Source organism: Micromonospora jinlongensis (genome assembly GCF_013410645.1).
GTDB classification, from domain to species: domain Bacteria; phylum Actinomycetota; class Actinomycetes; order Mycobacteriales; family Micromonosporaceae; genus Micromonospora; species Micromonospora zamorensis.
Genome location: NZ_JACCHK010000001.1, coordinates 6,626,214 through 6,639,968, shown reverse-complemented (window position 1 = coordinate 6,639,968; position 13,755 = coordinate 6,626,214). Strand labels below are relative to the sequence as shown.

At 72.3% G+C, this 13,755-nt stretch carries 13 protein-coding genes; 3 read left to right on the top strand and 10 right to left on the bottom strand.

Annotation, left to right across the window (positions count from 1 at the left end):
- Positions 1 to 210 precede the first annotated feature (210 nt).
- From pdxT to pgsA, 6 genes are all read right to left on the bottom strand, one after another.
- Positions 211 to 813: a pyridoxal 5'-phosphate synthase glutaminase subunit PdxT gene (gene pdxT / locus HNR22_RS29925; protein ID WP_179783189.1), complete on the bottom strand. Its 603-nt coding sequence runs from the start codon at positions 811 to 813 to the stop codon at positions 211 to 213.
- A 50-nt stretch (positions 814 to 863) separates the two neighbouring features.
- Positions 864 to 1,781: a pyridoxal 5'-phosphate synthase lyase subunit PdxS gene (pdxS, locus tag HNR22_RS29920; RefSeq protein ID WP_179783188.1), complete on the bottom strand. Its 918-nt coding sequence runs from the start codon at positions 1,779 to 1,781 to the stop codon at positions 864 to 866.
- Positions 1,782 to 1,909: 128 nt separating this feature from the next.
- Positions 1,910 to 2,404: a hypothetical protein gene (locus tag HNR22_RS29915; RefSeq protein WP_179783781.1), complete on the bottom strand. Its 495-nt coding sequence runs from the start codon at positions 2,402 to 2,404 to the stop codon at positions 1,910 to 1,912.
- Between the two features lie 90 nt (positions 2,405 to 2,494).
- On the bottom strand, positions 2,495 to 3,655 hold the full coding sequence (locus tag HNR22_RS29910; protein ID WP_179783187.1) for a glycosyltransferase family 4 protein: 1,161 nt from the start codon (positions 3,653 to 3,655) through the stop codon (positions 2,495 to 2,497).
- 58 nt (positions 3,656 to 3,713) lie between these two features.
- The gene (locus tag HNR22_RS29905; protein ID WP_179783186.1) at positions 3,714 to 4,646 is read right to left on the bottom strand and encodes a phosphatidylinositol mannoside acyltransferase; all 933 of its coding nucleotides are present in this window, start codon (positions 4,644 to 4,646) and stop codon (positions 3,714 to 3,716) included.
- 46 nt (positions 4,647 to 4,692) lie between these two features.
- Positions 4,693 to 5,322 (bottom strand): phosphatidylinositol phosphate synthase, encoded by a 630-nt coding sequence (gene pgsA, locus HNR22_RS29900; RefSeq protein ID WP_179783185.1) that lies wholly within the window; start codon positions 5,320 to 5,322, stop codon positions 4,693 to 4,695.
- A gap of 251 nt (positions 5,323 to 5,573) precedes the next feature.
- Between pgsA and HNR22_RS29895 the strand changes: the two genes are divergently transcribed.
- On the top strand, positions 5,574 to 7,727 hold the full coding sequence (locus HNR22_RS29895; RefSeq protein ID WP_179783184.1) for an elongation factor G-like protein EF-G2: 2,154 nt from the start codon (positions 5,574 to 5,576) through the stop codon (positions 7,725 to 7,727).
- 194 nt (positions 7,728 to 7,921) lie between these two features.
- Here HNR22_RS29895 and HNR22_RS29890 read toward each other — a convergent pair whose 3' ends face one another.
- Positions 7,922 to 8,317 (bottom strand): hypothetical protein, encoded by a 396-nt coding sequence (locus HNR22_RS29890; RefSeq protein ID WP_179783183.1) that lies wholly within the window; start codon positions 8,315 to 8,317, stop codon positions 7,922 to 7,924.
- A gap of 123 nt (positions 8,318 to 8,440) precedes the next feature.
- Positions 8,441 to 9,499: an aldo/keto reductase gene (locus HNR22_RS29885; protein WP_179783182.1), complete on the bottom strand. Its 1,059-nt coding sequence runs from the start codon at positions 9,497 to 9,499 to the stop codon at positions 8,441 to 8,443.
- 98 nt (positions 9,500 to 9,597) lie between these two features.
- Here HNR22_RS29885 and HNR22_RS29880 point away from each other — a divergent pair, with 98 nt between their 5' ends.
- The gene (locus HNR22_RS29880; RefSeq protein WP_246381020.1) at positions 9,598 to 10,080 is read left to right on the top strand and encodes a hypothetical protein; all 483 of its coding nucleotides are present in this window, start codon (positions 9,598 to 9,600) and stop codon (positions 10,078 to 10,080) included.
- Between the two features lie 34 nt (positions 10,081 to 10,114).
- On the opposite strand, the gene HNR22_RS29875 is transcribed toward HNR22_RS29880, so the two are convergent.
- Complete coding sequence (locus tag HNR22_RS29875; RefSeq protein ID WP_179783780.1) at positions 10,115 to 10,627, bottom strand: HIT family protein; 513 nt, start codon at positions 10,625 to 10,627, stop codon at positions 10,115 to 10,117.
- A 177-nt stretch (positions 10,628 to 10,804) separates the two neighbouring features.
- Between HNR22_RS29875 and HNR22_RS29870 the strand changes: the two genes are divergently transcribed.
- Positions 10,805 to 11,533 carry a D-Ala-D-Ala carboxypeptidase family metallohydrolase gene (locus HNR22_RS29870; RefSeq protein ID WP_179783180.1) on the top strand — a complete coding sequence of 243 codons (729 nt, stop codon included), beginning with the start codon at positions 10,805 to 10,807 and terminating at the stop codon, positions 11,531 to 11,533.
- A gap of 144 nt (positions 11,534 to 11,677) precedes the next feature.
- On the opposite strand, the gene thrS is transcribed toward HNR22_RS29870, so the two are convergent.
- Positions 11,678 to 13,687 (bottom strand): threonine--tRNA ligase, encoded by a 2,010-nt coding sequence (gene thrS, locus HNR22_RS29865; protein ID WP_099852143.1) that lies wholly within the window; start codon positions 13,685 to 13,687, stop codon positions 11,678 to 11,680.
- Between the last annotated feature and the right edge of the window lie 68 nt (positions 13,688 to 13,755).

Here is a 13,755-nt window from a genome sequence, read left to right as displayed (position 1 = left end):
CCGGCGGTCCGGCGGCCGGTCGGCTCCGCGGGAAATGCCGCGCCGGGCGACGGCCCTGCCGAACCGCGGCAATCTTACCGAGGTCACACCCGGGCGTGTCACATCCGGCACCGGCTCGGGGTGCCGCCGGGCGCCCGGGTCACCCGCAGGACAACCACGCGGGGTCGGAAAACATGCCCCGGCGGCCGGGCGGCAGCGTGCCCGGACCGCTCAGGCGGCCCGCACCAGGTCCACGAAGTACGCGTGCACGCGCAGGTCACCGGTCAGCTCCGGGTGGAACGAGGTGGCCAACAGGTTGCCCTGCCGGACGGCCACGATCCGGTCGGCGGCCGGGCCGTCGGTCACCGTCCCGATCACCTGGACGCCGGCACCGACCCGCTCGACCCAGGGCGCGCGGATGAACACCGCGTGGAACGGCTCCCCCGGCACCCCGGTGATTTCCACCGGCGCCTCGAACGAGTCGACCTGCCGACCGAACGCGTTGCGCCGGACGGTCATGTCGATGCCGGCGAAGCCCCGCTGGTCCGGTCGGCCGTCCAGCACCACCCTCGCCAGCATGATCATTCCCGCGCAGGATCCGTACACCGGCATGCCGTCGGCGATCCGCTTGTCGATCGGCTCGCGCATCTCGAAGATGTCGGTGAGTTTGCTGATGGTCGTGGACTCACCCCCGGGGATGACCAGACCGTCGACCGCGTCCAGCTCGGTCGGACGCCGGACCGGGCGGGCGTCCGCGCCCGCCGCGGCCAGCGCCGCGACGTGCTCGCGGACGTCCCCCTGCAGCGCGAGAACGCCGATCACGGGTGCCGTCACGTTCACACCGTTCCTCTCCGCAGGACGCCGACCGGATGGGACGCTGACCGTCACCAGCCGCGCTCGGCCAGGCGGTGCGGCTGCGGGATCTCGTCGACGTTGATGCCGACCATCGCCTCGCCGAGACCCCGGGAGACCTTGGCCAGCACGTCCGGGTCGTCGTGGAAGGTGGTGGCCTTGACGATCGCGGCGGCCCGCTGGGCCGGGTTGCCGGACTTGAAGATGCCGGAGCCGACGAAGACGCCCTCCGCGCCGAGCTGCATCATCATCGCCGCGTCGGCCGGAGTGGCGATCCCGCCCGCGGTGAACAGCACCACCGGCAGCTTGCCGCTCTCGGCGACCTCCTTGACCAGCTCGTACGGGGCCTGCAGCTCCTTGGCCGCGACGTACAGCTCGTCGGCCGGCAGCGAGGACAGCCGGGCGATCTCCTGGCGGATCTTCCGCATGTGGGTGGTGGCGTTGGAGACGTCACCGGTGCCGGCCTCACCCTTGGAGCGGATCATGGCCGCGCCCTCGGTGATCCGGCGCAGCGCCTCGCCCAGGTTGGTCGCGCCGCAGACGAAGGGCACCGTGAAGGCCCACTTGTCGATGTGGTTCGCGTAGTCCGCCGGGGTCAGCACCTCGGACTCGTCGACGTAGTCCACGCCGAGTGACTGGAGGATCCGCGCCTCGACGAAGTGACCGATGCGGGCCTTGGCCATCACCGGGATGGAGACCGCCTCGATGATCCCGTCGATCATGTCGGGGTCGCTCATCCGGGACACCCCGCCCTGCGCGCGGATGTCGGCGGGCACCCGCTCCAGGGCCATCACCGCGACGGCGCCGGCGTCCTCAGCGATCTTGGCCTGCTCGGCGTTGACCACATCCATGATCACGCCGCCCTTGAGCATCTCGGCCATGCCACGCTTCACGCGGGCGGTGCCGACGACGGGGGCGGTACCGGTGTTCGAGGCGGTGTTTTCGGGCACGGGTCATCGCTCCTTGGACGGGCTCCTGGGGGTGGCAGCGAAAATGCTACGCGCGGGTCAACGCCGTACCGACAGCCAATCAGACCCCCGGTGGCCTGCTCTGTGGCACCGATCACCGGCCCACCGGGTCAGCTTGCGGGCACGTCCGCGGGCACCGTCAGGGTCGGGTCGTCGATGTCAAAGTAGCGCGGCCACTCCCGGCCCCGCCCCATCCGCAACAACCGCACCAGCGGCCGGCTGCGCGCCGAACGGGCGTCCCGCACCAGGTCGGTGTGCACCTGGCGGGACAGCGCGAGCCGGCGACTGGCGGCGATGACCGCCCCGCAGTCCGGATCGCCCGGGTCCAACTGGACGGAACGCAGCTGCCGGGTCAGGTCGTTCTCCGCCGCCTCCCGCTCGTCCGGGCCGGCGTCCAGGGCGATCCGGGCCGCCGCGTACAGCTCCACGCCGAAGCGCCGCTCGGCCAGCACGGCCGCCGCGGCCGCCCGGCGCAACAGGTGGGCGTCGAGAGCCCGGGCCGCCAGCTCCGCGCGGCTCTGCAACCTCTCGACCCGGCCGGCGGTCCAGATGAGGTACGCCGCGACCAGCCCCACGACCACGCTCGCGGCCACCACCCACCACATGTGCGGCATCGTAGTGCTGCTCCGTTTCAGCTCCGAGTGGGTGCGGTCACGCCGGACAACCGGTCGCCGCCGCACCATCCGTCACACCGGTCAGCCCAGCCCCACCCATTCCTGGTCGATGACCCGCCCGTCGGTCGCTTCGATCGCCGCTGCGTATACCTCCAGAACGCGGCGGGCAACCACGGGCCAGTCGAAATTCGCCACGACCTGATCCCCGCAGGCGGTCAGTGCGGCCCGCCCCGCCGGGTCGTCCAACAGCTCCGCCAGGGCGTCGCGCAGCCCCGCCGGGTCACCGGTGGGAAAGAGCCGACCGGCCCGCCCACCGTCGAGGACCCGCCGGAACGCGTCCAGGTCGCTGGCGACAACTGTCGTGCCGGCCGCCAACGCCTCGGTGAGGATCATGCCGAAGGACTCGCCGCCGGTGTTCGGTGCCACGTAGAGGTGCACACTGCGCAGCATCCGCGCCTTGTCCGGTTCGGTGACCAGGCCGAGGAACGTGACGCGCTCGTGCAGGTCGGGCGGGAACTGGTCGTACAGGTCGTCGGGATCGCCCGGGCCGGCGACGAGCAGCCGTAGCCCCGGCCTGGTGGCGGCCAGCGCCACGAACGCGTCGCGCAGCACCGGGAAGCCCTTGCGCGCCTCGGTGAACCGGCCCAGGAAGCCCAGCGTCCCGCCGGAGCCCGGGGCGCACTCACCCGGCCAGCCAGGCAACGGCTCGACGTCGGCGAACTTCGCCACCGCCACCCCGTTGGGGATCTCCACCGCGCCGCCGTCCATGTGCTCGACCTGGACCTTGCGGGCCAGCGCGCTGACCGCGATCCGGGCGGTGATCCGCTCCAACACGATCTGGAGCACACCCTGCGCCGCCGCCAACACCCGCGAACGGGTCATCGCGGTGTGGAACGTGGCCACCACCGGGCCGCGAGCGGAGAGCACGGCCAACAGCGAGAGACTCAGCGTGAGCGGCTCGTGCACGTGCAGCACGTCGAAGTCGCCATTGGTGATCCAACGTCGGACCCGGGCGGTCGAGACCGGGCCGAACGCGATCCGGGCCACCGATCCGTTGTACGGCAGCGGCACGGCACGGCCGGCGGACACCACGTACGCCGGCAGCGGCGAATCCTCGTCGGCCGGGGCGAGCACGCTGACCTCGTGGCCGAGCGCGATCAGCGCCTCGGCGAGGTCCATGACGTGGTTCTGCACCCCGCCGGGGACGTCGAAGGAGTACGGGCACACGATGCCGATCCGCATGCGTCAGCGCCCCCTGTCCGTGACCGTGGGACACCATCCCACCGTGCCCACCACCCCCTCAGACCTGCCCGGAGGCCGACGAGGGCAGCTCCGTGCCGTCCCCCGTCCTCCGCTGGTCCAGCCACATCCGCTGCAACATGTGCCAGTCTTCCGGATGCCGGGCGATGCCCGCCGCCAGACGGTCGGCGATCAGCTGGGTCAGCGAACGGACCCGCTGGTCCAGGGGCCCCACCTCGGGTCCCGGGATCGGCAGCGGGCCGGCGAGCGACGCGCACGCGGCGTCCGGTTCGTACCACATCGAGGCCACGTAGAGCGGCGCTCCGGTGTGCAGCGCCAGCAGTGCGGGCCCGGCCGGCATCCGGGTCTTCCCGCCGAAGAAGTCCACCTCGACCCCGCGGGCGGAGAGGTCCCGATCGGCCAGCAGCGGCACCACCGCACCGGCACGTACCCGGTCCAGCAGCACGTCGAACGCCGGACGTGGCCCACCGTGCGTCGGCAGGATCTCCATTCCGAGGACCTCCCGGAAGGCCAGGAACCGCTTGTACACGCCCTCCGGTTTGAGCCGCTCCATGACGGTGGCGATCGGCCAACCGGTGGCCGCCACCCAGGCGCCCGCGGCGTCCCAGTTGCCGGCGTGCGGCAGCGCCACCACCGCGCCCCGGCCGGCGGCCACGTCCGCGGCGAGCAACTCGGCGCCGTCGAGCCGGAAACCGGACAGGATCTGCGCGCGGCTGAGGGAGGGCAGCCGGAACGCCTCCATCCAGTACCGGGCGTACGAGCGCAACCCGCGCTTGACGAGATCGTCCAGCTCGGCGTCGGGCAGGTCTGGGCCGACCACCCGGCGCAGGTTCGCGCGCAGTCGGGCCGTACCCCCGCCGCCGGTGCGGTGGGCGCGGTCCGCGCCCGCCTGGAACGCCGCCGCCACCAGCGGCCGAGGTAACGCGCGGACCACCCGCCAGCCGGCGACGTAGCCGAGCTCGGTGAGGTTCACGCGGCCCGGCCGCCGGTCGTCCGGTGCCGGGTTCCCGCCGCGCCGCTCACGCCTGACCGTCCGGCTGGAGCTGCTGGGCCTGGCGGTGGACGTGCGCCATCCGCTGCCCCACCGTGAAGATCGACACCGCGGCGAGCAGCCAGAGCGCGATCTCCAGCGCCGGCTTCACGTTCAGGCCGGTGAGGATGCCCCCGACCCCGATGATCAGCAGCCGCTCGGTGCGCTCGGCGATGCCCACGTTGCAGGTCATGCCGAGCCCCTCGGCGCGGGCCTTCACGTAGGAGACCAGGCTGCCGGCGGCCAGACAGACCAACGCGGCGGCCACCCCGGAGTAGTTGCCCTGCGTGGCCAGCCAGTACGCGACGGCACCGAAGACGGCGCTGTCGGCGACCCGGTCCATGCTTGAGTCGAGGAACGCGCCGAATCTGGTGGAGCCGCCGCTCATCCGGGCCATCGTCCCGTCGAGCAGGTCGGTGAGCGCGAACAGGGTGACGATCAACGCGCCCGCGACCAGATGGCCGCGGGCACCGAAGCCGAGCGCGCCGACGAGCACACCAACGGTGCCCGCGACGGTGACGGCATTGGGGGTGACGCCGGCGCGCAGAAGGGCGCGGGCAATCGGCTCGACGACGCGGGTCATCCCCGCGCGGGCCGACACTTGGAAGATCTTCGCCATGGCGGTCCCCACGATAACGGTCGCCCCAGCTCCGCCGATACGGCCGGTCCCGCCGACGCGCCTGCGAGAGGCTTGTGCCTACCCGACGAGGGGTGTGAGATCGAGCCGGGAGGTGAGCCAGCTCACCCGTCCACCCGTCCCGTTCCCGCTGTGCAGCAGACCACCGGAGGATATCGCCGCGCTCTCGCCCCGGGCCGCTTCCACCTCGCGCGGCGGTCGCCACCCACCACCGGCTGAGGGAGGTGCGCCCCATGGCGCAGAAGCATGAGAAGGGTTCCACCGGCGGCACTCCGGTGCTGACGGAGCCCGAGCGGGTCCGCAACGTGGTGCTCGTCGGGCACTCCGGAGCGGGCAAGACCACACTGGTCGAGGCGCTGCTCGCGGCCACCGGCACGATCGGCCGGGCCGGCAGCGTCGTCGACGGCACCACGGTCGGCGACCACGATCCCGCGGCCGTCCGCCAGCAGCGCTCGGTCAGCCTGTCCTGCGCGCCGCTGCTGCACAACGGCATCAAGGTCAACCTGCTGGACACCCCCGGGTACGCGGACTTCGTCGGCGAGCTGCGCGCCGGGCTGCGGGCGGCCGACGCCGCACTCTTCGTCGTCTCGGCGGCGGGCGGCATGGACGCGGCCACCGTCGCGCTGTGGGAGGAGTGCGCGGCCGTCGACATGCCCCGCGCGGTCGCGGTGGCCCGACTGGACCAGCCCCGCGCCGACGTCGACGAGACGGTGGCGCTCTGCCAGCGCCTCTTCGGCGACAACGTGATGCCGCTCTACCTGCCGATGCTCGGCGACGACGGCGTGTCCACCGAGGGTCTGCTCGGCCTGATCACCCGCCGGGTCTTCGACTACTCCGCCGGGCTTCCCGCCGACGTCCGCGATCCCGACCCGGAGCACCAGCGGGCCATCGACGAGTCCCGCGACGAGCTGATCGAGGGGATCATCGCCGAGAGCGAGGACGAAACCCTCATGGACCGCTACCTCGACGGCGAGGAGATCAGCACCGAGGTGCTCATCGACGACCTGGAGAAGGCCGTCGCCCGGGGCCACTTCTACCCGGTGGTGCCGGTCTGCGCCGAGACCGGGGTCGGGCTGGACGTGCTGTTGGAGGTGCTGACCGCCGCGTTCCCGTCGCCGCTGGAGCACGAGTTGCCGGCGGTGACCGGCGTGGACGGCTCGCCGCGGCCGCCGCTGACCTGCGACCCGGCCGGGCCGCTCGTCGCGGAGGTCGTCAAGACCACCGTCGACCGCCACGTCGGCCGGGTCTCGCTGGTCCGGGTCTTCTCCGGCACGCTGCGCCCCGACCAGACCGTGCACGTCTCGGGTCACGGCATGGCCGAACGCGGGCACCCCGACCACGACGCCGACGAGCGGGTCGGGCACATCTACACCCCGCTGGGCGCCACCCTGCGGGAGGTGCCGCTCTGCGTGGCCGGCGACATCTGCGCGATCACCAAGTCGGGCAGCGCCGAGACCGGCGACACCATCTCCGCCCGGGACGAACCGCTGCTGATCGCACCCTGGGAGATGCCGGAACCGCTCCTGCCGGTGGCGGTCGTCGCCCACAGCCGCGCCGACGAGGACGCCCTGGCCCGCAACCTCGCCCGCCTGGTCGCCGGCGATCCCACGCTGCGGCTGGAGCGCAACCCGGAGACCCACCAGCTGGTGCTCTGGTGCATGGGTGAGGCCCACGCTGACGTGGTGCTCGACCGGCTGCGCGCCGGCGGCGTCGAACTGGACACCGAGCCGGTCAAGGTATCGCTGCGCGAGACGCTGACCGTGCCCGCGAGGGGGCATGGCCGGCACGTCAAGCAGTCCGGTGGCCACGGCCAGTACGCGGTCTGCGACATCGAGGTCGAGCCCCTGCCCCCGGGCAGCGGCTTCGAGTTCGTCGACCGGGTCGTCGGCGGCGCGGTGCCGCACAACTACATCCCCTCGGTCGAGAAGGGCGTCCGCGCCCAGCTCGAACGTGGCCTGGTCGCCGGTCACCCGGTGGTGGACCTGCGGGTGACCCTGGTCGACGGCAAGGCGCACAGCGTCGACTCCTCCGACGCGGCCTTCCAGACCGCCGGTGCGCTGGCGTTGCGCGACGCCGCCGACCGCGGCCAGCCGGCCCTGCTGGAGCCGATCGACGAGGTCGCCATCCGGGTGCCCGACGGCTCGGTGGGCACGGTGATGGGCGACCTGTCCAGCCGGCGCGGCCGGGTGCTCGGCACCGAACCGGACCCGGACACCGAGGGCCGCACCCTCGTCCGCGCCGAGGTGCCGGCCACCGAGTTGCTGCGCTACGCCGTCGAGCTGCGGTCGATGACGGCCGGCACCGGCACCTTCCGCCGTCACTTCGTCCGCCACGACCCCATGCCCGCGCACCTGGCCGACCAGATCCGCAAGGAACACACCCCCTGACCATCGCCTTACCGCGCCGGCCGCCCGGAGCCCGGTTCCCGCGATCCGCGAGGCACCACAACTCTTGATCGACAGGGGCGGCGCGGCGGGTCGGCATGGCATGTCGCGCGTCCTGTGGAGCTGCCCCAGATCTGGGGCAGCTCTACCCGCGCGCCGGGATCTGACCGAGCCGCCGCCTCAGGCACACCGCAGCTTCACAGGCCACCACCGCCCGACCAGGCCACCGCCACCTGACCAGGCCACCACCGCCCGACCAGGCCACCGCCACTTGACCAGGCCACCACCGCCCGACCAGGCCACCGCCACCCGACCAGGCCACCACCGCCCGACCAGGCCACCGCCACCCGACCAGGCCACCACCGCCCGACCAGGCCACCACCGCCCGACCAGGGCCACCGCCCGACCAGGCCACCACCGCCCGACCAGGGCCACCGCCCGACCAGGGCCACCGCCCGACCAGGGCCACCGCCCGACCAGGCCACCACCGCCCGACCAGGGCCACCGCCCGACCAGGGCCACCGCCCGACCAGGGCCACCGCCCGACCAGGGCCACCGCCCCAGATACGGGGCAGCTCTACAGGAGGCCGCACTCACAGGTGGGGTGGGCACCCGAGCCCGGGACGGAACGGCGGCACGGACCGGACGGGTGCGCCGGACGGGTGCGCCGGACGGGTGCGCCGGACGGGTGCGCCGGACGGGTGCGGGTGCCCCGCTCAGGGATGGATGGTGGGGTGCGTGGGAGGGGGCCAGTGGGGGCGGTCGGCGTCCCGGAGGGCGGCGGTCCGCAACGCGGCCAGCTGGCGCTCCACCTCGACGAACTGGTCCGCCGGCAACGGGCCCCGGTGCAGCGCGGCGGCGTTCTCCTCGACCTGGGCGACCGTACGGCAGCCGGGGATCGGGATGGTGCGACCGCTGCGGGCCCAGATCCAGCCCAGCGCGCCCTGGGCGAGGGTGCGCCCGTCGGCGGTGAGCGCCGCGCGGACCGCGCCGACCCGGCGCAGCCACTCCGGTGCGGGCCGTCCGCCGCGGAACCACTCCAACCAGCCGGGGGCCAACCCGCGTACGTCGTCGCGGGGCAGGGTCGACCCGGACGAGTACTTGCCGGTCAGCAGCCCCATCCCCAGCGGGCCCCGGTTGACGCTGGCCAGGTCGTACTTGTCGCAGACGGCGAGCAGTTCGGGAGCGTCCCGCAGCACCGACAAAGTGTGCTGCACGGCGGTGGCACCGGCGGCGGCCTGCCCGAACGCGGCGGCCCGGTCGGGACGGTCGGTGCTCCACCCGTACGCCCGGATCAGGCCCTCGGCGACCAGGTCCTCGCAGGTGCCGATGAGCGCCTGCGCCCGCGGCACCGGCAGGTCGGCCAGGTGCAGCTGGTAGAGGTCGATCCAATCGGTGCCCAACCGGCGCAGCGAGTGCGTGACGGCCCGGCGCAGGTACGCGGGCGACGCGTCCTCCCCGGTGGCCTGTCGGCTCGCCTCGTCGAAGGTGTAACCCCACTTGGTGGCGATCACGGCCTCGTCCCGGCGGCCGGCGAGCGCTCGGCCGAGCACCCGCTCGCTGTGCCCGGCGCCGTACGTGTCGGCGGTGTCGAAGAGGGTGATGCCCTCATCCAGCGCCCGGCGTACCGCCCGCACGGACTCGTCGTCGTCGACCGCGCCCCAGCCCAGCGGTTGGGCGCCCTCCGCCCAGGGGCCGCCGATCGCCCAGCACCCCATGCCGAGGGCGCTGACCTCGATGCCGCTGCGTCCCAACGTCCGTGTCGTGACTGCCATCGGCCGATCGTGCCACCTTCGCCGGGTCGGGGCGTAGCAGATCCCGAGGCGGAATTTCGGATGCGCACCCACCGGTTGGGTGCGGCATGATCGACGCCATGCGACGGCTGGGTGTGGACATCGGCGGTGTGATCATCGAGCCGGCCGACGGGGACGCCGACACGTCCTTCTTCGGCGCGCACTACCTGCGGACTCCCGCCGTCGAGGGGGCGTTCGACGCGCTCGCGGCGCTCGGCCCTGCGTTCGACGAGGTGCACCTGGTGTCCAAGTGCGGGGAGGCCACCGAGCGGCGTACCCGGGAGTGGTTGGCCCACCACGACTTCGCGGCGCGCACCGGCGTCCCCGATGAACGGTTGCACTTCTGCCGCACGCGACCGGACAAGGCGCCGATCGCCCGGCGGCTCGGGCTGACCCACTTCGTGGACGACAAGCTGGAGGTGCTCGGCTACCTCGATTCGGTGCCGCACCGCTTCCTGTTCCGGCCCCGCCCGGCGGAGGTCGCCGCGCACGCCGCGCTGCTGCCGCGCGTACACCGGGTGGAGAGCTGGCCGGAGCTGACCCCGCTGCTGCGCGCCGACTAGCCGGACCGGCGCGGCCGTCGCGCTCCGACGGCGGTCAGGACGGCCAGGCGCGGGCCAGCAGGTCGCGGGTGTCGCCGAGCAGTTGCGGCAGGACCTTGGTGCGGCCGATCACCGGCATGAAGTTCGCGTCACCGCCCCAGCGCGGCACCACGTGCTGGTGCAGGTGCGCGGCGATGCCGGCGCCGGCCACCCCACCCTGGTTCATGCCCAGGTTGAAGCCGTGCGCGTTGCTCACCTTGCGGATCACCCGCATCGCGGTCTGGGTGTACGACGCCAGCTCGGTGGTCTCCGGCACGTCCAGGTCGGTGTAGTCGGCGACGTGCCGGTAGGGGCACACGAGCAGGTGCCCTGGGTTGTACGGATAGAGGTTGAGCACCACGAAGACGTGCTCGCCGCGGGCCACCACCAGGCTGTCCTCCGGCGGCAGCTTGGGGGCCCGGCAGAACGGACAGCCGGTCGGCTTCTCGTAGCCCTCGGCCGGGCGGTCCTCGCCGGAGATGTAGGTCATCCGGTGCGGCGTCCAGAGCCGGTCCAGGCCGTCCGCCATGCCGTCGATGTCCGTGTGCCGTTCCGCCCCTGTCACGAGCCGATCCTACGGAGGCACCCAGGCGGGCCGCGACACCCACTGTCGGGAAAACTCGTTGCTGCAAGTTATTGACGGATCAATGCCGAAACCTGAAAATTCCATGCATCCAAGAACTTCCATGCATTGATGGAGGGCTTCATGATCCGACGGCTCGGCCGGCTCCTCGCGGCACTCGCCCTGACTGCCGCCACCACAGTGGCTGGCGTCACCCTCACCGCCGGCGCCGCACAGGCGGACGGCTGCTACACCTGGGGTCGCGCCCTGTCCCAGGGGATGTCCGGCGAGGACGTCCGGCAACTCCAGATCCGGGTCGCCGGCTACCCCGGCTACGGCGCAGTGCTCACCATCGACGGCGCGTTCGGCCCGGCCACCCGGTCCGCGGTCATCCGCTTCCAGCAGGCGTACGGGATGTCGGCGGACGGCGTCGCCGGCCCGCAGACCTTCAACCGGCTCTACGCCCTCCAGGACGACGACTGCACACCGGCCAACTTCAGCTACCCCGAGTTGAACAAGTGCAACAGCGACTGGTCCGGTGGCGCGGTCTCCGCGAGCACCGCACGGTTCAACGCGCTGGTCTCGATGTGGAAGCTCCAGGCCATGCGGCACGCGCTCGGGGACGTCTCCATCGCGATCAGCAGCAGCTTCCGCAGCTACGCCTGCAACAGCGCGGTCGGCGGGGCGTCGAACAGTCGACACCTCTACGGCGACGGGGTCGACCTGGTCGGCTCCCCGTCGTTCTGCCGGCTGGCCCAGCAGGCCCGCTACCACGGCTTCGGGCAGATCCTCGGCCCCGGCTACCCGGACCACAACGACCACACCCACGTGGCGGCCGTCGGCGGCTGGTCAGCACCGAACTGCGGCGTCTGACCCCAGGCGCCGCCTCCAGGCGAAGATCGCGCCCGAACATGGAAGTAGTGGCCTCCCCACGCCGGGGAGGCCACTACTTCCTGGATCGAGCGCGATCTTGCGGCAAGCGGGCCGCGCGACGGGCGCGCGACGCCCCGTGCGGCGTTACTCCGCGGCGGCCGAGGGGCCGATGTTGGTACGCGAGCTGACCACGTCCAGCACGTGGGTCACCGCCTCGGCGACCGGCACCCCGTTGCGCTGCGAGCCGTCGCGGTAACGGAAGGAGACCGTACCGGCGGCCACGTCGTCGTCACCGGCGATCACCATGAACGGGATCTTCTGCTGCTGCGCCGTGCGGATCTTCTTCTGCATTCGGTCGTCGCCCGCGTCCACCTGGGCCCGGATCCCCTCGGCGCGCAGCGCCGCGACGAAACCGTGCAGGTAGTCGGTGTGGTCCTCCCGGATCGGGATGCCCACCACCTGCACCGGCGCCAACCAGGCCGGGAACGCGCCCGCGTAGTGCTCGGTGAGCACCCCGAAGAACCGCTCGATCGACCCGAACAGCGCCCGGTGGATCATGACGGGCCGTTGGCGGGTGCCGTCGGCGGCCTGGTACTCCAACCCGAACCGCTCCGGCTGGTTGAAGTCGACCTGGATGGTGGACATCTGCCACGTCCGGCCGATCGCGTCCCGCGCCTGCACGGAGATCTTCGGCCCGTAGAACGCCGCGCCGCCCGGGTCGGGCACCAGGTCCAGACCGGAGGTCGCGGCGGCGGTCCGCAGCGCCTCGGTCGCCTCGGCCCAGTCCTCCTCGGCCCCGATGAACTTGGGCGAGTCGTCCCGGGTCGACAGCTCCAGGTAGAAGTCGTCCAGGCCGTAGTCGCGCAGCAGGTCCAGCACGAAGCTGAGCAGCGCGGACAGCTCACCGGCCATCTGCTCACGGGTGCAGTAGATGTGCGAGTCGTCCTGGGTCAGGCCACGGACCCGGGTCAGGCCGTGCACGACGCCGGACTTCTCGTACCGGTAGACAGTGCCGAACTCGAACATCCGCAGCGGCAGCTCCCGGTACGACCGCCCGCGCGACCTGAAGATCAGGTTGTGCATCGGGCAGTTCATCGCCTTGAGGTAGTAGTCCGCGCCCTCCAGCTGCATTGGCGGGAACATGGTGTCCGCGTAGTACGGCAGGTGACCGGAGGTCTGGAACAGCTGCGCCTTGGTGATGTGCGGGGTGTTGACGAACTCGTACCCCGCCGCCTCGTGTCGCTGGCGGGAGTAGTGCTCCATCTCGCGGCGGATGATGCCGCCCTTGGGGTGGAAGACCGCCAGGCCGGAGCCGATCTCGTCGGGGAAGCTGAACAGGTCGAGGTCCGCGCCGAGCTTGCGGTGGTCGCGCCGCGCGGCCTCCTCCAACAGCTTCAGGTACGCCTTGAGCTCGTCGCGGGTCGGCCACGCCGTGCCGTACACCCGCTGCAACTGCGGGTTCTTCTCCGACCCACGCCAGTACGCGGCGGCCGAGCGCATCAGCTTGAACGCGCCGATCAGGCGGGTGGTCGGCAGGTGCGGGCCCCGGCACAGGTCCGACCAGCAGACCTTGTCCTCCTTGGCGTCGAGGTTGTCGTAGATGGTCAGCTCGCCGCCGCCCACCTCCATCACCTCGTCGGTGTCCAGGCCCTCGCCCTTGACCTCGATCAACTCCAGCTTGAACGGCTCGTCGGCCAGCTCGGAGCGCGCCTCGTCCAGGCTGTCGAAGCGGCGGCGACGGAACCGCTGCCCGGACTTGATGATCTCCTGCATGCGCTTCTCGAGCTTGCTGAGGTCATCGGGCTGGAACGGCTTGTCGACGTCGAAGTCGTAGTAGAAGCCGTTCTCGATGGGCGGGCCGATGCCCAGCTTGGCCTCGGGGAAGATGTCCTGCACGGCCTGGGCGAGCACGTGCGCGGTGGAGTGACGCAGCACGTTCAGCCCGTCGGGCGAGTCCAGACTGACCGGCTCGACGACGGTCTCCTCGGCCGGCGACCAGTCCAGGTCACGCAGCTGGCCCTGCGGGTCGCGGACCACGACGATCGCCTTGGGGCCGTTCGCGGGCAGTCCGGCCGCGGCCACCGCGTCGGCCGCCGTGGTCCCGGCGGCGACGACGACAGGGTCGGCCACGGCGGGGGTACGGGGTGCGGACACGGTGACTCCTCCAAGTGGTACGAAACGGTGCCGATCCTCGGCTCCTGCCGATGCTATCGGTCGCCCCA